The organism is Brevibacterium sp. RIT 803 (assembly GCF_016892625.1).
Classification (GTDB): Bacteria; Actinomycetota; Actinomycetes; order Actinomycetales; family Brevibacteriaceae; genus Brevibacterium.
On sequence record NZ_JAFEMW010000002.1, the window covers coordinates 159,889 to 178,638 of the forward strand.

General features: G+C 62.5%; 14 protein-coding genes and 1 tRNA gene. All 15 read right to left on the reverse strand.

Going from position 1 to position 18,750, the window contains the following annotated elements:
• Positions 1 to 36 precede the first annotated feature (36 nt).
• On the reverse strand, positions 37 to 1,002 hold the full coding sequence (gene prmC / locus JTF07_RS08040; protein ID WP_353843914.1) for a peptide chain release factor N(5)-glutamine methyltransferase: 966 nt from the start codon (positions 1,000 to 1,002) through the stop codon (positions 37 to 39).
• The gene (gene prfA, locus JTF07_RS08045) at positions 959 to 2,038 is read right to left on the reverse strand and encodes a peptide chain release factor 1 (RefSeq protein ID WP_204233760.1); all 1,080 of its coding nucleotides are present in this window, start codon (positions 2,036 to 2,038) and stop codon (positions 959 to 961) included. Before prfA ends, prmC begins: the two co-directional genes overlap by 44 nt.
• Position 2,039: 1 nt before the next feature.
• The gene (rho, locus tag JTF07_RS08050; RefSeq protein ID WP_204233761.1) at positions 2,040 to 4,151 is read right to left on the reverse strand and encodes a transcription termination factor Rho; all 2,112 of its coding nucleotides are present in this window, start codon (positions 4,149 to 4,151) and stop codon (positions 2,040 to 2,042) included.
• A gap of 198 nt (positions 4,152 to 4,349) precedes the next feature.
• Entirely contained in the window at positions 4,350 to 5,279 is a 930-nt protein-coding gene (thrB, locus tag JTF07_RS08055; protein WP_204233762.1) for a homoserine kinase, read from the reverse strand.
• Positions 5,280 to 5,281: 2 nt separating this feature from the next.
• Positions 5,282 to 6,370: a threonine synthase gene (gene thrC, locus JTF07_RS08060; protein WP_204233763.1), complete on the reverse strand. Its 1,089-nt coding sequence runs from the start codon at positions 6,368 to 6,370 to the stop codon at positions 5,282 to 5,284.
• A gap of 2 nt (positions 6,371 to 6,372) precedes the next feature.
• On the reverse strand, positions 6,373 to 7,680 hold the full coding sequence (locus JTF07_RS08065) for a homoserine dehydrogenase (RefSeq protein WP_204233764.1): 1,308 nt from the start codon (positions 7,678 to 7,680) through the stop codon (positions 6,373 to 6,375).
• A gap of 31 nt (positions 7,681 to 7,711) precedes the next feature.
• Complete coding sequence (lysA, locus tag JTF07_RS08070) at positions 7,712 to 9,148, reverse strand: diaminopimelate decarboxylase (protein WP_204233765.1); 1,437 nt, start codon at positions 9,146 to 9,148, stop codon at positions 7,712 to 7,714.
• Positions 9,148 to 10,050, reverse strand: a complete 903-nt coding sequence (locus JTF07_RS08075) for a DALR anticodon-binding domain-containing protein (protein WP_204233766.1) — start codon at positions 10,048 to 10,050, stop codon at positions 9,148 to 9,150. The genes lysA and JTF07_RS08075 overlap by 1 nt, the downstream gene beginning before the upstream one ends.
• A gap of 118 nt (positions 10,051 to 10,168) precedes the next feature.
• Complete coding sequence (locus tag JTF07_RS08080) at positions 10,169 to 11,344, reverse strand: MFS transporter (RefSeq protein WP_204233767.1); 1,176 nt, start codon at positions 11,342 to 11,344, stop codon at positions 10,169 to 10,171.
• A gap of 45 nt (positions 11,345 to 11,389) precedes the next feature.
• Positions 11,390 to 13,939 carry an FtsX-like permease family protein gene (locus tag JTF07_RS08085; RefSeq protein WP_204233768.1) on the reverse strand — a complete coding sequence of 850 codons (2,550 nt, stop codon included), beginning with the start codon at positions 13,937 to 13,939 and terminating at the stop codon, positions 11,390 to 11,392.
• The gene (locus JTF07_RS08090; protein WP_204233769.1) at positions 13,936 to 14,691 is read right to left on the reverse strand and encodes an ABC transporter ATP-binding protein; all 756 of its coding nucleotides are present in this window, start codon (positions 14,689 to 14,691) and stop codon (positions 13,936 to 13,938) included. The genes JTF07_RS08085 and JTF07_RS08090 overlap by 4 nt, the downstream gene beginning before the upstream one ends.
• Before the next feature lie 94 nt (positions 14,692 to 14,785).
• Positions 14,786 to 14,861 (reverse strand) — tRNA-Arg (locus tag JTF07_RS08095).
• Between the two features lie 87 nt (positions 14,862 to 14,948).
• Positions 14,949 to 15,986 carry a M15 family metallopeptidase gene (locus tag JTF07_RS08100; RefSeq protein ID WP_204233770.1) on the reverse strand — a complete coding sequence of 346 codons (1,038 nt, stop codon included), beginning with the start codon at positions 15,984 to 15,986 and terminating at the stop codon, positions 14,949 to 14,951.
• 277 nt (positions 15,987 to 16,263) lie between these two features.
• Positions 16,264 to 17,319: a hemolysin family protein gene (locus JTF07_RS08105; RefSeq protein ID WP_204233771.1), complete on the reverse strand. Its 1,056-nt coding sequence runs from the start codon at positions 17,317 to 17,319 to the stop codon at positions 16,264 to 16,266.
• Positions 17,319 to 18,647, reverse strand: coding sequence for a hemolysin family protein (locus JTF07_RS08110; protein WP_204233772.1), 1,329 nt, complete (start codon positions 18,645 to 18,647; stop codon positions 17,319 to 17,321). Before JTF07_RS08110 ends, JTF07_RS08105 begins: the two co-directional genes overlap by 1 nt.
• Positions 18,648 to 18,750: the final 103 nt, after the last annotated feature.

Consider the following 18,750-nt stretch of genomic DNA (forward strand, 5'->3'; position numbering starts at 1 on the left):
CGTGGTGGTCAGTGGCCCGAACCGGGTGGTCCATGGTCACAGGTCGACCCCTGACACACGATGAGCCACCGTGTAGCGGTCGCGTCCAGTGTAGTCCGGGTAGGTGGCGGCTCGTCTGAGACTGGCCGTCGACATGATGAGTTCGCAGGCGCCGGGGCCCTGTTCCTCGGAATGCTCCATGATGAAGAAGCCCCCCGGACGCAGCAGCTTCTCCGCCTGCTTCACGATGAGTCCTGGGATCTCCAGGCCCGTCGATCCTCCGTAGAGAGCGGCTGCCGGATCGTGTTCGCGCACCTCGGCATCGCGCGGCACAGCCTCATCGGGTACATAGGGAGGATTGGTCACGACGACATCCGCGCTGCCCCACAGGTCAGGTCGATCGTCGGCGAACATCGTTGCGTCACCGCTGATCAGCTCGACACTGGAGTCGCCGAGGCTGACGGAGGCCAGATTCTTCAGCGACCAGTTCAGGGCCTCGGTTTCGCGCTCGACGCCGATGATGCGCAGCTGCGGATGTTCGGTTGCCAGGGACAGCGTGATCGCACCCGAACCCGAACACAGATCGATGACGAAGGGCTCGTACCCGCTCTCCTGCCTGTCCAGCTCTTCGAGGACCTCGGTGACGAGAAGCTCGGTCTCGGGCCGGGGAACGAACACTCCAGGGCCCACCTGCAGTTCGAGGTGACGAAAGGCCGCGACTCCGATGATGTGCTGAAGCGGGACGCGCTGACGTCGCCGGTCGATGAGCTGTGCGAAGACTTCCGTGACTTCGGCGGGGACACCATCGCCGAGGAGGCGCCTGCGGGCCAGGTCAGAGGCGTCGATCCCCCAGGCATGGGCAAGCAGCGCTGCGGAGTCCGGGTCTGGGTTGGCGACGTCGGCATCGGCCAGCAGCTGTGCCGCTCCGCGCAGCACCGTCGACACGTCCTCTTCGGGACTGGAAGGGCGCGGAATCAGGTCAGTCCCCCAGTGCGTCGAGTCGAGCTGCTTTGTCAGCCTCACGGCAGGAGCCGATGACCGGATCGAGGTCGCCGGAGAGAACCTGGTCAAGGTTGTAGGCCTTGTAGCCCGTCCGATGGTCGGTGATCCGGTTTTCGGGGAAGTTGTAGGTGCGGATGCGTTCGGAGCGGTCGACGGTGCGAACCTGGGACCGTCGGATGTCCGCAGCCTCGGCCGCGGCTTCCTCTGCCTGTTTGGCCAGGATGCGAGCCCGGAGCATGCGCAGCGCTGCTTCCTTGTTCTGCAGCTGTGACTTCTCGTTCTGACAGCTGGCGGTGATTCCTGTGGGCACGTGGGTGATGCGCACAGCGGAGTCCGTGGTGTTCACGGACTGACCACCGGGACCTGAGGACCGGTAGACGTCGATGCGGAGATCGTTGTCATCGAGTGCGACTTCCTCAGGCTCGTCCACCTCGGGAAATACGAGCACTCCGGCGGCCGAGGTATGGATGCGTCCTTGGGATTCGGTCACGGGCACGCGTTGGACCCGGTGGACTCCACCTTCGAACTTCACCCAACCGTAGGCACCGTCGTCCTTGGCCTTCACAGCAAGGGTGACGTCTTTGTAGCCGCCGAGATCAGAATGCGTGGCATCCAAGATCTGCGAGGACCATCCGCGTGAGTCGATCCAGCGCTGGTACATGCGCAGGAGATCCCCTGCAAACAGCGCCGATTCGTCACCACCCTCACCAGCTTTGATCTCGATGATCGCATCGCGTGCATCGTCGGGATCGCTGGGAACCAAGAGGTCTCTGAGCTCGGCCTCGATCACCGAGGCCTCCTCGTGCAGGCGTTTGGCTTCAGCACCGAATTCGGCGTCGTCGTCCGCGAGTTCCTCCGCGGCGACGGCGTCGTCTTCGAGCTGGGCGAACCGACGAGCGGTCACTGCGACCTTGTCGAGTTCTGCGTAGCGCCTGGTCAGCTTCCTGGCGCGGCCAGCGTCAGCGTGCACCGCAGGATCGGAGAGTTCCGACTGCAATCGTGCATGCTCGTCGAGCAGTGCGCTGACGCTGGCTTTGAGGGTGTCATCGTCGGCCATCTCAGTTGTTGTCGGTGGAAGACTTCTGCAGAGGCGTCGTCTTCTGCACCTGCATGAGGAATTCGACGTTCGAGCCGGTTTCCTTCAGCTTCGACATCAGGAGCTCGACAGCCTGCTGCTGTTCGAGTCCGGACAGTACGCGCCGAAGCTGCCACATGACCTTCATCTCTTCATTGGTCATCAGCATCTCTTCACGACGGGTACTCGACGCGTTGACGTCCACAGCCGGGAAGATGCGCTTGTCAGCGAGCTGGCGCGACAGACGCAGCTCCATGTTGCCGGTGCCCTTGAACTCTTCGAAGATGACCTCGTCCATCTTGGAACCGGTCTCGACGAGGGCTGTGGCCAGAATCGTCAGCGAGCCGCCGTTCTCGATGTTGCGGGCAGCGCCGAAGAATCGCTTCGGCGGGTAGAGCGCGTTCGCGTCGACACCACCGGAGAGAATGCGGCCCGAGGCTGGCTGTGCAATGTTGTAGGCACGGCCGAGACGCGTGATGTTGTCGAGGAGCACGACGACGTCGGAGCCCATTTCAACGAGACGCTTAGCGCGCTCGATGGCCAGCTCGGCGATCGTCGTGTGGTCATCGGCCGGACGGTCGAAGGTCGAAGCAATGACCTCGCCCTTCACAGCACGCTGCATATCCGTAACTTCCTCGGGACGTTCGTCGACGAGGACGACCATCAGGTGGACTTCCGGATTGTTCTCGGTGATCGCATTGGCGACCTGCTGCATGATCATCGTCTTGCCCGCCTTCGGGGGTGCCACGATGAGACCACGCTGGCCCTTGCCGATGGGAGTCACAAGGTCGATGAGCCGGGTCGAATGCTGCTTGGAGGTGGTCTCAAGACGCATCCTCTCCTGCGGGTAGAGCGGTGTCAGCTTCGAGAACTCGACACGACTCCGGGCGTCATCGACGGTCAGGCCGTTGACCGAGTCCAGTCGCACCAGAGCGTCGAACTTCTCGCGCTTGCTGTTGCGGTCGTTCTCGCGAGGCTGACGAATGGCACCGGCGACGGCATCGCCCTTGCGCAGCTGGTTCTTGCGCACCATCGAAGCCGAGACGTAGACATCGTTGGGTCCGGGCAGGTAGCCGGAGGTACGCAGGAATGCGTAGTTGTCATGCACGTCGAGGATGCCGCCGACAGGGATGAGCACGTCATCGTTGCGGATCTCGGGCTCGTCGCCGCCGCGTCCTCCGCGACGTTTGCGGTCACGGTCCCGACCACGTCCGCGACGGTTGCCGCGATCATCGTCATCATTGTTGTTGCGACCCCGACGGTCATTGTTGCGGTCGTTGCCACGATCGTTGTCGTCGTTCTGACGGTTGCGGTTGTTGCCGCGATCATTGCGGTCATTGCCGCGGTCGTTGTCGTCGTTCTGACGATTACGGTTGTTGCCGCGATCATTACGGTCATTGCCACGGTCGTTGCTGCGGTCGTTGTCGTCGTTCTGGCGGCTGCGCCCGTTCCCGCGATCGTTGCGGTCACCGTTGCGGTCGTTTCCGCGGTCGCTGCGCTCACCGTTGCGATCGTTGTCGTCGTTCTGACGATTGCGACCGTTGCCGCGGTCATTGCGCTCCGAGCGCTCACCCGAGTCATCGGAGCTGTGTCCGTTGTCCTCGCTCTGCGGCTCAGCACCACGCGAGCGTGAACGGCTGCGACGCGAACGCTGCTTGTCCGGCTCGCCGGACGATTCCGACGAAGTATCGTCTGCGACCGGCGTATCGGCGACGGTCGAGACTTCAGCGGACGTCGCTGTGGCAGCTGCTCCCTGTGCGGCGACGGCATCATCGTCAGATGCCGCAGCTGCGCTGCGACGAGCCGGACGACGCTTGGCTTCATCGGGTGCTGCGTTGGAACCGCTCTTGTCTTCCTTGGCTTCCTTCGCGGATCCTGCAGAAGCGGCCGGTGCGGTCTTCGGGGCTGCTTGAGCCTGTCCCGAACCGCCCTGTGAGCCATTGTGGTTGTTGATGGCGTCGATCAGTTCGCCTTTGCGAAGTCGACGGTACCCTTTGATCCCGAGTCCCGCCGCCATCTCCTGGAGCTGGGGCAGACGCAAAGCGGTCAGACTGCCGGTGCGTGGCGTGGAATCTTGAGTAGTGGTTTCAGACACGAAGGTCCTTCTCCCTCTTTCGGCCGTGCGGCAAGAGCCGTTTACTCACGGCGACGGAAACACCGTTGACGGTGCATTGTGAAAGATAACCTGCCTAAGAATGAGCAGGAGACGTTCCAGAATTTGTGAAATAGACAGTGGATTCGCGATGCATATCGTCGAATCCCATCACTGACGGAACACCATCAGTTTACGTGCTCAACGCCGATCACGCGAATCCGGTGCCTCATTCTTTTCCGTGACACGATATCCGCCGAGGTCAATCGAGGTGTGAATGAGGGTCACCGATGGCGGGAGAAGCGCCGCAGGGACCGTGCTCGCAAGGACGAGGACGGTGGGTCCTGCACCCGAGATCACTGCGGGCAGGCCCTCGGCGCGCAAGCCGTCGACAATGACCATCGAGTCGGGATAAGCCTCGCGTCGGAATTCCTGATGGAGCCGATCGTCGGTGGCCTCCAGCAGAACAGAGGCATCGGTGACGAATCCATGGATGAGCAGCGCGGCACGTGCGGAGTTCTCTGCGGCGACTTCATGTTCGACGGATACGGGGATCACGCTTCGTGCGATCTCCGTATCCAAACGCACCTCGGGCACCAGCACGGTCACCTCGGCGAGGGTGTTGGACGGCACCGGCCACGAGCGGGCAGGGTCCGGCAGGGCGATCGTCAGTCCCCCGAACACGGCAGGAGCCGCGTTGTCAGGGTGGCCCTCGAGTTCGGAAGCGAGCTCAAGCACGCGTTGCCGACTCAGTCTGTCACCGCCGGCGTAGACCCCGATCTCGCCCGCCAGCGCAATGGCGCCCACGATCGCGGCCGCGGAGGATCCGAGTCCGCGCGAATGCGGTATCCGGTTGACACAGTCCAGGCTGATCCTCTCCCCCAAGTCTGCGGGAGCGTTCGGATACTCCGCATGGAGCACATCGACGATCACACGCATGATGAGGTGGGACCGGTCCGTCGGCAGAGTCTCAGCGCTCTCCCCCGTCACACTCACACAGGTGCTGGGATCGACGGGTTCGTCGTGGATCGTCAGCGTCAGAGTGTCGAATATCCCGAGTGCTAGGCCGAACGCATCGTAGCCAGGGCCCAGGTTCGCCGAGGTGGCCGGAACCTCGATCTGGATCCTCACGCTCACCTGTCTTCGAGCCCGAGAGCCCGTGCCGCGCTGACGGCGTCGACGGAGACCCGCTTGGGCTCGATCTCGGAACCGTCGGCTGTGTGAAGTGCCCAGCTGGGGTCCTTGAGGCCGTGACCGGTCACGGTGACCGCGATTCGTGCGCCGGCAGGGACCTTGCCCGCTTCGGACATCTTCAGCAGACCAGCTACCGAGGCGGCCGAACCGGGCTCGACGAAGATTCCCTCTTCCCGGGAAAGAATCTTGTGTGCGCGCAGGATCTCATCGTCGGTGACCGAGTCGATGACTCCACCGGAGGAGTCACGCGCCTCGATGGCCTGCTGCCAGCTGGCAGGATTGCCGATTCGGATGGCGGTGGCGATCGTATCGGGTTCGTCGACAGGGTGGCCGAGCACGATCGGTGCCGATCCTGCTGCTTGGAAGCCCCACATCTGCGGCAGGCGGGTCGAGACGCCGATCTCCTGGTACTGGCGGTACCCCTTCCAGTAGGCGGTGATGTTGCCCGCGTTGCCCACAGGCAGCACGTGGATATCGGGGGCGTCGCCCAGGACGTCGACAACCTCGAAGGAGGCAGTCTTCTGTCCCTCGATGCGATCAGGGTTGACGGAGTTGACGAGGTGAACCGGGTAGGACTCGGAGAGCTTCCGACACAGAGTCAGGCAGTCGTCGAAGTTTCCGTCAACTTCGAGCAGCGTGGCCCCATGAGCGATGGCCTGGCTCATCTTGCCCGGGGCGATTTTGCCGGTGGGCACCAGCACGGCGCAGGTCAGTCCCGCCTTGGTGGCGTAGGCCGCCGCCGAGGCTGAGGTGTTGCCGGTCGAGGCGCAGATGACGGCCTTCGCGCCCTGAGCCGCAGCTTTGGTGATGGCCATGGTCATACCGCGGTCCTTGAAAGACGCCGTCGGGTTGAGGCCTTCGTACTTCACCCATACGTCAGCACCGGTGAGCTCGCTGAGCTTCTCCGCGTGGATGAGCGGTGTTCCGCCCTCACCCAGAGTCACGGCCGGTGTGGTCTCGGAGATGTCGAGCAGGCTGCGGTATTCCTCGACGACGCCCTGCCACTGCTTTTTGGGGAATTCGGTCATTCTCACTGTCCTTCTACACGGATCACGGATTTGACGGCGCGAACCACGGGAAGGCCGCCGAGGCGGTCGACCGTTCCCTGCAGGATCGCGTCGGTGTTCGAGTGGGTGGCGAGCACCAGCTTCGCGTGCTGAGTGCCCTGTTCGTCGACTTCTCCCACGGTCTGGCGCATGAGTTCGATCGAAGCGCCTTCATCGGAGAAGACCTCGGAGACTGCCGCGAGGACTCCAGGACGATCGACGACGTCGAGGGTGATGTGGTATCGGGTGGTGATCGCCGATATCGGCAGGATCGTCGAGTCCTTGTGGAAAGGACGTTCGTACTGTCCACGACCGCCGAGAACCTTGCGGCGGGCCACGGAGACCACATCGCCGAGGACTGCAGAAGCGGTCGGTTCGCCGCCGGCGCCCTGTCCGTAGAACATGAGCGAACCAGCGGCCTCGGCCTCGATGAAGACCGCATTGAAGGCGCCGCGCACCGTCGCAAGAGGGTGATGGCGTCCCAGCAGTGCCGGGTAGACGCGAGCGGACAGTCCCGGCCCGGCAGGCGATTCGCTGACTCGTTCGCAGACAGCGAGGAGTTTGATGACGAATCCCTGGTCCCGAGCCGTGGCAACCATCTCGGGGGTGATGTCTTCGATGCCTTCGACGTGGACATCGTCGATCGTGACTGGAGCGTGGAAGGCCAGTGACGAGAGAATCGCGGCCTTGGCCGCAGCATCGTGTCCACCGACGTCAGCGGTCGGGTCCGCCTCGGCGAATCCCAGCTCCTGCGCGGTCGTGAGCGCTTCATCGAAGCCCCAGCCCTCGGAGTCCATCTGATCGAGGATGTAGTTGGTGGTGCCGTTGACGATGCCCATGATCCGGTCGATCCGATCCCCGGCCAGCGAATCACCGACTGGACGGATGATGGGAATGGCACCGGCGACGGCGGCTTCGTGTTCGAGACGGACTCCTGCGGTGTCCGCTGCGGACATGAGCTCACCGTAGTTGGCGGCCAGCAGGGCCTTGTTTGCTGTGACGACAGAGGATCCGTGGTCGAGTGCCGATCGGATGAGCGTTTTGGCAGGCTCGATCCCGCCCATGAGCTCGATGACGATGTCGGCGTCAGCGATGGCAGTCTCCGCGTCCGTCGTCAGCAGGCTCGGATCGATCCCCGGACGCGCCTTCGCGGTGTCGCGGACGACGATTGCGCTCAGTTCAAGAGGCGCACCGATCCGTTCGGCCAGAGCCTCGCTCCGGTTCTGGATGCGGGCGGCGACCTCGGTGCCGACGACTCCACATCCGAGCATGGCAACTTTCAAAGCCTGCATTTGTTCACCTTTTCGCTGTCTTCAATGGCACTCACGCGCGCTCACCGACGTTCATTCCCGGATCGCTGCGCAACATCTGAGAGTAGTCCTCGGGCGTCACAATCCACTCAACCTTATCCGTTGTCACGGCCAGGACCCCTGGTTTCGGCAGGTGGTTGTAGTTGTTGGCCAGTGACCGGCAGTAGGCACCGGTGCTCGGGACCGCGACAAGATCCCCGGAGGACACATCGGATCCCATGTATTCGTCTCGGACGATGATGTCACCGGATTCGCAGTGCTTGCCCACGACGCGCACGATGGCGGGTTCGGAACTGGAGTTCCGATTGGCCAAGGTACACGAATAGTCGGCATCGTAGAGAGCTGTCCGAATGTTGTCACTCATCCCCCCGTCGACGGCGACGTAGGTGCGCACACCGTTGTCGGTGTCGACCTCTTTGACCGTGCCGACCCGGTAGAGGGTGAACATCGACGGGGACACGATCGCGCGTCCGGGCTCGATGGAGATCCGTGGCACGTTCGTGCCCAGTCCGCGGCATTCCTTGGCGACCACCGCGGCGAGCTCCTGGGCCATCTCGGCCACCGGGATGGGCGTGTCCTGTGAGGTGTAGCGGATTCCGAAGCCGCCGCCAAGGTCGACATCGGGCAGATCGACACCGTGCTCGTCCATGATCTCCGCTCGCAGCGCCAGGACACGGGCGGCAGCGACCTGGAAGCCGGAGATGTCGAAGATCTGTGAGCCGATGTGCGAGTGCAGACCATCGAAACGCAGGTGCGGTGAGTTCGCCACTGCCTCGGCGGCCCTTGCTGCTGTTCCGGCGGAGACCGAGAGCCCGAACTTCTGGTCCTCATGAGCTGTGGCGATGAAATCGTGCGTGTGGGCCTCGACCCCCACTGTCACCCGCAGCATCACAGGTGCAACGGTGCCCTTCGCGGCCGCGATCGATTCCAGCAGGGAAATCTCGTCGAGGCTGTCGACGAAGATGCGCCCCACACCGTAGTCGAGAGCATATTCGAGCTCGGCCACAGATTTGTTGTTGCCGTGCAGACCGACTCGTTCGCCTGGAACTCCTGCTGCGCGGGCCACCATCATCTCTCCCAGAGAACAGGTGTCGAGGCCAAGGCCCGCCGCGTGGACCCACCTGGCGACAGCGGTGCACAGGAATGCCTTGCCCGCATAGAAGACATCGACACCGGACAGTCCCTTGTCAGTGGAGAACGCCGCAGAATACGCGCTGACGTAGTTCTCGGCGCGAGCGGTGAAGTCAGCGACATCCATGACGAGGGTCGGAGTGCCGTAGCGTTCAGCGAGATCAGTGACTGCGTGCCCGGCGACTGTGAGGACACCGGAGTCGGACTTCGTCACGTTGTCCGACCACAAGCTGGGCAGGAGGGCGTTGACGTCCTCGGGGTAGGGCAGCCACACGGGTGCGGGGGTGGCGTGCATGGTGCCGGCGATATGGGCTGGCATTACATCCTCTCCGGGGCGCGAACGCCCAGTAGTCGAAGTCCTGTGGCCAGGACGATGATGGCGGCTCGGTCGAGGACCAGCCGGGAAGCGTGGAGTCGAGTGATGTCCTCGTCGATGCTCGGTGTCACTGGGCATGTCTTCGCCCAGTCCAAGAACAGCTGTGCGCTGGCTTCGAGGAGACAGGTGATGCGCCGAAGCTCGCCTGTGCAGGCGGCGGCGTTGATCGTGGTGATGAAGTCTGCCAGGGCTGCAGCCAACGCGGTCTCGGTGGCATCGGTCAGGACGCTCGGGTCGAAGTCGTCGGCGCTGATGCCGGCCGCTGCCGCGCGACGTTCGACGCGACAGGCCGAGGAGTGCGCGACCTGGACGAAGTACACAGGATTGTCCGGGTGGGCTGTGCGCAGCAGTCCCACGTCTGCTGCCTGCGATGAGGCCGTGATGCTGCGTGCGGCCAGGAAGCGAACCGTGTCGCTGCCCACTGCAGGGAGCAGAGTCCGCAGTTCGGGGTTGGAAGCGATGCGTCCATCGACCGTGGCTTCGATGCGCGCGGCCGTGTCCTGATCAGGACCGAATGCCGTGCCTGTGCCGACGATGTCGGCGGCGACCTGGGCGAGGCTGCTGGAACTCACTGTGATGTTGAGGAACCCGGGCCCGGCGACGTCGACACGGGTGATTCCGGTGTGATCGCGCAGTCGTGAAGCGATCTCCTCTGCCAGTGTTCTGGGCTCAGTGTGCAGAGATGTGGCACTGCGCAGTGCGATGGTCGAGACCCAGTCCCCGTGAGACTGTGCCTGCGCCCTGCGCAGGGTCGAGTCCGGTACAGGGTCACTGTCGATTCTTCGTGCGGCGGCGCTGCTCGCCAGTGCACGCGCCAGAGCGGTCTGCAGAAGTTCCGGGGTCACCCGTTCAGATTACTCGGGTCCGGTTCTCGACGGCGAATCAGGTGTCATAGTCCTCGCCTTCACATCGGACCGTGTTGTACTCCGGTACACGTGGTGCCCAGTCCGTGTGGTGTCTGGATCAGATCGAGCCGGGACGACAGGCGGAGAAGCTGACTGCGAACTTCACCGCTGTGGAGGCCAGCACCACGGCGTAGGCAGGCCACATCACATCAAAGCTCTGGATGAGGAAGGCGAAGATCAGGGGCCCGGTCGCGGCCATCAGGTACCCGCCTCCCTGAACGAACCCGGACAGTGCCGCCGAGGCCTCGGCGCTGCTTGAGCGCAGGGTGATCAGGGTCAGAGCCAGCGGGAAGGTCGAAATTCCGATGCCCAGCAGGACCGTCCACAACACTGGTGCCGCCTGAGGCATGAGCCACAGGCCGAGGTAGCCGACAGCCAGACAGGCGCAGAAGGCCGCGACTATCGGCGAAGCTGTGCGCATCTTCTGCGCGAGAAGCGGCAGGACGAACCCGAGGACGAGGGGGATGGCCGTCACGAGAGCGAGCATGGCTCCTGCGAACGCCGGGTCGAAGCCCGATCGTGTCAGCAGGGTAGGCAGCCAGGTGAACAGGATGAAATTGTTGAAAGAGGTCAGTCCGGTCATCGTCATCAGTGCCCAGGCTCGGCGGGTCTTGACCAGTCGCAGCAGTTCGCTGCCGCCGACGACCGTGGCCGAGACCTGTGACCGAGGTGCAGGCCTGAGCACAGCGATCACTGCCCAGACTGCGATCCCCACAGCCGCGGAGACTGCCCACACAAGCAGGGAACCGCGCCACTCGAGCTTCGATGCCAGTGGCACTGCCACGAGTGGTGGGATGAAAGTCCCCAGCTGCAGCAGACCCACATGCACTGTCGACATCAGTGCGACACGGTCCGGGAAGTAGGACTTCACGATCGGTGGCACGACGACGTTGCCGATGCCCATGCCCAGCAGTGCGAGAACGCTCAGCGCCAGGAAGAGTGCAGAAGAGTCGACGATCGCGCGCAGGCCCAGGCCAGCCGTGATCATGATCATCACTGCCAGTGAGATCGTCAGTCCGGAGAACCGGTTGTACAGCCGTGGAGTGACGAAGCCGCTGATTCCGTAGAGCAGCGGCGGCAACATCCCGATGATGGCCAGGAACGCGGCGCTCAGATGGATCTCCGAGCCCATCACGTCCAGCAACGGCGACAAGCCGGTCACGCCCGGGCGAAGGTTGAATGCTGCGACAACGATTCCGATGACGATCAGACCGGATGCCCACGCAGATTTCATGCTTGCATTTCTATCATCCTGCCCACCGCACCAGCCTCGGCGGGGTCAGTTCTCCTGCTTGAGACCCTCAACCGGTGACAGCCGCGCGGCCCGTCGGGCTGGTGCCAGAGCAGAGAGCAGCCCCGCAAGGATCGCCACCAGCAGGATGCCCAAAGTGGAGGGAAGGGACCAGTCAACGATGAGCCGATTGGAATAGTCGTGCGTGATCAGATGGGTGCCGACGATGCCCAGCGCCCCACCGAGAAGAAGCCCGATGAGCGCCGCCACTGAGGATATGAGGGTGGCCTCGAGGGCGAGAAGTGACCTCAGCTGGGAGATGCTCAACCCCAGGGCCCGGAGCAGGGAGTTCTCCCGCCGACGTTCGATCACCGACAGGCTCACCGTGTTCGAGACACCGAGCAGGGCGATGAGGACAGCAACGAACAGGAGGGCCACAGCAGCAATGAGAAGCACATCGATGAATTCGGAGTATTGCCCACGAGCCACTGCTGAACCGGCTACCTCGTCGCTGGTGACATCGAGTGCTTCGGCCACGTCCTGTTGGATCCGGAAGATATCGGAGACCGAAGCACTCGCATCGACCCTGACCAGAACGGACGTGGAAGTTGCAGACACGCCCAGGTCATTGCCGACATCCGGGGTGGTGAAGTACACCAGACTCGAGTCACCGGCTTTCTCAACCGGAACCGTCGCCTCGTTGAGGCCCTTGATGCGGATGCTGTCTGGGGCGAAGTCCTTGGGGACGAGCACTTTCCCGGCAACCGGGGGCTCGGCGCCCTCGCTGATCACGGTCTGCGCGGATTCGGGATCGATGACATAGAGCTCAGGGGGCGAGCCGCCGTGATCGCCGATCACCTGTGCCCGATGAGCGACGACGACGGCTTCCACGCCCGCAATGTCACGCACGCCATCGACTTCGTCGCGGTCGACGGTGGTTTCGAGCGGGACAGAGATGTCGATGGGATAGCGCTGGTCGAGGCCGAGACCCATCGTGGCCTTCGTTGACATTCCGCCGACCAGAATCGTCGACACAAGGGTGACGCCGATGATGAGTGCGGTTGCGGTCGCTGCGGTTCGCCGGCGATTGCGCAATGTATTCAGGGTTGCCAGTCGCCCAGGGATACCGAAGGGGCTGAAGGCCAGGTCACCGATGGCCGCGACAACCGGGGGAATGATCATCACGGAACACAGCACAAGGCCGAAGACGATAAGCGCTCCCCCGAGTGCACCGCCCAGGATCCATGCCTGCGACTGTTCGATGAGATAGATCGAGGCGAGGAGGAGCACGATTCCGAGGCCGATGCTCGACCACCCGACGATGTGGCGCGACCTGCTCTGGCGTGAAGGAGACAGCGCCTCGTCGAAGGGCTGCAGCGCCTCCAGTGGTGTCACCGCGATGGCGCTGCGGGCCGGTCGGATGGTGGCGAGCACCGTGAGAAGCACCCCGACGGCAACGCCGATCAGCAATGCCGATGGGGGCACGCTGAGGCTCAGGTATTCGAACTCCTTGGGCCAGATCTGCTTCGCGCCGGCAGCGAGGCAGAAGCTGAAGCCTGCCCCAACGACCACACCGATGATCGACCCGAGCAGCCCCACGAACGTCCCCTCGGTGACCACAGAACCGTAGAGCTGAAGACGTGAGGCTCCCAGGCAGCGCAGCAGTGCCAGTTCGCGTCTGCGCCCGGCCACGATGACGGAGAAGGTGTTGGACACCACCAGTATCGCCACGATGACGGAGATGCCGGCGAAGGCAAGAAGCAGCCAGGTGATGACCTCGTTGCTGCCGGAAAGCCGTTCGGCTTTGACGTCGATGGCGTCGGAGACAGTCAGCGCCTCCAAGCTCCCCTGCAGTGCAGAGCCGTCGATCGTCGCCTGCAGACGTGGGAGAACCGCGGCCGGATCCGCACCTGGGTCAAGCGCGATCTGGATCGCAATGACGTCGCCCTGTTGAGCGAAGTACTCCTGATAGCTCGCCGAGGTTGTCATTCCTCGGTGCATGCCTGCAGTCGCGGGACCGCTGCCCATGGAAGCCAGACCGACCACGGTGAACGTCGTGTTGCTCTGGCGAGGACCCCGGTAGACGGGCATCGAATCTTCATCAGGTCCGACGGACACCGCGTCAACGGAGAAACGGATCTCGTCGCCGATGCCCACACCCAGATCGGTCGCAGTGGCCTCGTCCAGGACCAGGTCGGTATTCGAATCAGGCCGTGTGCCTTCGGTGATGGAGAACGTGTCCAGGCTCGTATCGGCTGGTGCAGGGGTCAGAGCGAACGTGCTCTCAGAGAAGGACTGACCTCGACCTGTCGTCGTCGTGCGAGCATTGACAGCCGCACCGCTGACTCCGTCGACCCGTTCCAGAGGCTTCGCCAAAGGAGAGACTTCCTGCCCGTTGACGAAGACGTCCTGGCCCGGAACGATGACGAGATCCGATTCGGAGAATGTGTGCCCGATCGATTCCTTCAGGCTTGTCTGCAGTGATGAGCTGATGATCAGGGTCGAGGCGACGAATCCTGCTGCCAGCGCAATGCCGAGACCCACTGCGAGGAATCGCGCCCAGTGGATTCGGATCTCCGCCAGAGCGACTGCGATCACAGATCGCTCAGCTCACCCAGCGCGGAGACCACGGATTCCCTGCTCGGCTGCTGCACTTCTCCCCCGGCTCGTCCGTCCTTGAGCAGCACGACCCGATCGGCGTGGGAGGCGGCTACAGGGTCGTGGGTGACCAAGATGATCGTCTGCCCGTAGCGGGTGGTTGCACCGTGGAGCAGGGCCAGCACCTCTGCGCCTGCCTGGGAGTCGAGGTTGCCTGTGGGCTCATCGGCGAAGATCACGTCCGGGCGAGTAAGAAGAGCCCGGGCCACAGCAACGCGCTGCTGCTGGCCACCGGAGAGTTCGTGCGGTCGGTGCCTGAGCCGGTCCCCCAGTTCAAGCCGTTCAACGACTTCAGCCTTCCACTCCGGATCGATCTTCTTGCGAGCCAGGGACACCGGCAGCTCGATGTTCTGTTCAGCCGACAGTGTGGGGACAAGATTGAATGCTTGGAAGATGAATCCGACCCGGTCTCGCCGCAGTTGGGTCAGTTCTCTGTCATTGAGACCAGTAATGTCCTGGTCGCCCATCGTGATGGTTCCCGAATCCACTCTGTCGAGTCCGGCGAGGACGTGCATGAACGTCGATTTTCCTGAGCCCGAGGGTCCCATGATCGCGCTGAACTTGCCGGCCTCGAAGTTCACCGTGATGTCATCGAGGGCCGTCACAGCGGTGTCGCCGCGGCCGAAGCTCTTTCGCACCGATTGTGCGCTGAGCACGACATCGGCGTTCGATACATCCGCGGGAGTCGACATCAGGGCCTTCATCAGCTGGTTGAGGTTGCTTAGGACCCACCATAATCGGTGGTAGCAGAAACCGCCCACCTCAGCTGATGAGGAGGACGGTGTGTGGTGCCCGCGACAGGATTCGAACCTACGACCTTCTGCTCCGGAGGCAGACGCTCTATCCACTGAGCTACGCGGGCAACGGATGCAATGCTATCACCGACCTGTGGTGCTTCCCAAAACGAATCCGCGTGCAATCGAGACTCGATTGCACGCGGATATCGGCATCAGGCGCCCTTGAGGTCCTTGCGACCTGGAACATATTCCCAGTGCCAGAGTTCATAGGCATTGCGCTTGGCCCAGTCGGGGTTCTCCCAACCGTACTTCTCACCATTGGCGACGAGCCAGTCGTACTGCACGCCGGTGCCGTTCTGAGTTCCTGCACCGAGATCCAGAGCGATCCCCCAGCCGTGGTTGGATGTGCCGGGCCGAGCAGCGAACCCGGGCTTGCGCTCTGCGACGGAGATCTGAGATTCCAGCGACCGATACGAGTCGGTGACTGCCAGGTCCTTGCCCGTGTCTTTTTTGAACGCAGCGTTCATCTTGGCAAAGGACACTGCAGCGTCCGAACGCAGCTGGTGGTTGCCGACGCCGATATCGCACAGCCACTCTTCGGGGACCTCACCGTTCGATGCCTCGCCTTTCGGAGCCTCGCCTTCGCATCCCGGAAGCACAGTTTTGGTGATGGCACGCGAAGCTGCCTCGACCTTGGTCTGCTTAGCGCTCGGGGCGCCGATGGCCATGCTCGTCTTCTCGTCGTCTGCCTTGATATCGGCGGAGACGGATTCGGAATTGATGGCGCGAGTCTGGCTATCGGCAGCGGTCTCGTCGACCTTGACTTCCTGATTGCCGCTCATATTGCCTGCGACCATCACTGCGGCGATTGCGGTTCCTGTGACAGAGACAGTGGCCAAGGCCGAGAATGTCGTCACACGGCGTCGACGCACCGAACGCAGCAGTGAACCGTCAGATCCGCGGCTGCCTATGCGAGCGGCGACGAAGGCCGAACCGCCATGGTCGGGACGCACCGAAGCTTCCTTGGCCATCGCGGCCCGACGGGGAGATCCTGCGGCAGCCCTGGCTTCTGCAGCCATCGCCGCGCGACGCGGCGAAAGGGGTGCGGATGGAGTCAGGTCCGAATGCTGCGACACCGATGTCGCGGTCTGCTTCGAAAAGACAGATGGCACAGGTGAAGATGTATGCTGCTTGCGCAGATCGCGACGGCGAACCAGTGGCATCTCTGCGGTCGAGGACTCACTCGACATATTACTCCGTACTGTTGTCCGTATTTCGGCCGCCATGTATCCGGGCGAACGAAAACCTTATGTCACAACACTATAACGAGGTCGTTACAGATTGTCACTTTCCGTTCACATGTGGCGCGTGACCTGCTGTTTCACGTGTTTTAACCCCCACCAGAGCCTCGCAGAACGGGTATTTGCGGGCTCCGGCGGGGGCCTTTAGTAACATATTGTTACAAAGGAACGGGCGTTTGGATGACGCGTGTCACACATTCATCGCCCTACCTGTGTGATGTCATACTCAGTATTCGTGTCGACCCCGCTGCATGGCGTCCTGGACTTCCCCGACGAGTTCTTCCAAGACGTCTTCGAGGAAGAGCAGTCCCAGCACGTTACCCTCTGCAGACACGACCCTGGCAACGTGAATGCCGACCTTCTGCATCTGGGAGAGGGCCTCTTCGACTTCGTCACCCGCAGTCACCGTGAATAGGGGGCGGAATCTCTTCGTAGGAACCGGTGCACCGTATTCAAGTGTGCTGTCGGCATAGAGGACATCTTTGATATGGAGATAGTCCTGCGGATACCCGTCCTCGTCGGTGACGAAATACCGCGAGAACCCGGTCTTTCCGACCATGGTGACTAGCTCGTCAGGAGTCACACTGGAAGAGATGGTGATCAACTCGGACATCGGGACCATGATGTCGGCCGCTGTCTTGTCGGTGAACTCCAGTGCTCCCTTGAGGAGCCCGGTGTCATCGGTGAGCAGTCCCTCGCGTTTCGACTCGGCGACGATCGACTCGACCTGCTCGATCGTGAACGCCTCGTTGACCTCGTCGCGTGCTTCTATCTTGAACAGATGCAGGATCGAGTTGGCCAGACCGTTGAGCGGCTTGATGACGAATCCGAAGACTCGGGAGAGGAAGACGAGCGGGGGCGCCAGGAGCATCACGGCGCGAGCCGAGGCTGCCAGAGCAATGTTCTTCGGCACCATCTCACCGATCACGACATGCAGATAGGTGACGACACCCAGAGATAGAATGAAGGAGATCGTCGAGGACAACCCGGCCGGAATGCCCAGTCCTTCAAGCGGCCCTGACAGGAGATGGTGGATGGCCGGCTCTGCCACGTTGCCCAACAGCAGAGAGCACACTGTGATTCCGAGTTGGCAGATCGCCAACATCACCGAGACATGCTCCATCGCGTAGAGAGCGGTCTTCGCCGCGGACGACCCCTCCTGGGCCCGGGGCTCGAGCTGTGAACGTTTGGCCGCGACGACTGCGAATTCGGCTGCGACGAAGAAGGCGTTGCCCAAAAGCAGTACGACGAGCCAGACAAGGCCGAACCAGTCAGCGCTCATCAGAATTCACCACCTTGTTCATAGCCGGCTGCGTCAGTCGCACGAAGAAGGATGCGCAATCTCTCGATTCGGCGACCATGCATCCGCTCGACACGGATCAGCGCATCATCAGTTCGGATCTGGTCCCCTGGCTCTGGGATCCTCCCCAATTCTTTGAGGACGAAGCCCGCCAGAGTCTCATAATCGGAGTCTTCCGGTATCTCGAGTCCGATCGTCGACGAAACTTCGTCCGGACGAAGCTGTCCCGGAACGATCCATGTGCCATCCCGAGCCGGTCGTGCAGCAACACGCATCCGGTCATGCTCATCGGCGACCTCACCGACGAGCTCTTCGACGACATCCTCGAGCGTCACGACACCGGCGGTGCCTCCGAATTCGTCGACGACGACGGCCATCTGCAGGCCCTTGGCCCGAAGCTCCATGAGAAGCGGATCCAGCCGGAGAGTTTCAGGAATCTCTGTCACCTCGGTCATCAGTCCTCCGGCGTATGCATCGTCACGATTGGCCAGCGGAACCGCAAAAGCCTGTTTGACGTGGACGACGCCGACGATGTGATCCTTATCTTCGCCGGCCACCGGGAAACGAGAGAACCCTGTCTCTCGGGCCTGTTCGATGATCGCTCGCGCGGTCGTATCCTTGACCACCGATGACATGCGTGTGCGCGGAGTCATCACGTCCTCTGCTGTGCGCTCGGAGAAGCTCAGAGTCCGTTCGAGGAGATCGGCGGTCTGCTCATCGAGCATTCCCTCCTCAGCGGAGTGACGTACCAGAGATGTGAGCTCTTCGGGCGACCGGCCAACCGAGCCCTCTTCCTGAGGCTCGATGCCGAAGGACAGAAGAATCTTGTTCGCGGTGCCGTTGAGCACGCTGATCACGGGCTTGAATACGAGGGAGAAGGCGTACTGCATCGGCGCGGCAATGCGGCCGGTTGCCAACGGCACAGCGATCGCCAGATTCTTAGGCACCAGTTCGCCGAAGATCATCGATAGGAACGTCGATGCGATGAGAGCGATCGCCAGGGCGATCGGGGCTGCGAGACTCGGACTCGCTCCCAAGGATTCGAAGACCGGAGCCAAGAGTCTGCCCAAGGACGGTTCCATCAGATAACCGGTCAGCAGGGTTGTGATGGTGATGCCCACCTGGGCTGCAGACAGCTGCGTGGACAGGTGGGTCATCGAACGACGGAGCGTCTTGGCTCCGAATATGCCATCCTCCACCGCTTTGTCTGCAGTGTGACGATCGAGCGTGAGAAGAGAGAACTCGGCAGCGACGAAGACGCCGGTGCCGCAGATGAGGATGAGGGCTAACGCAAGGTAGAACCATTCCATCAGTGACGATCCCCGCCGTTCACGGTCAGGAGATCAGAGTAGGTGATGCGATCGAGCCTCAACGGGTGAGGGTCATCGTCTGGGGCGCCGGCTTCCCGCCGGC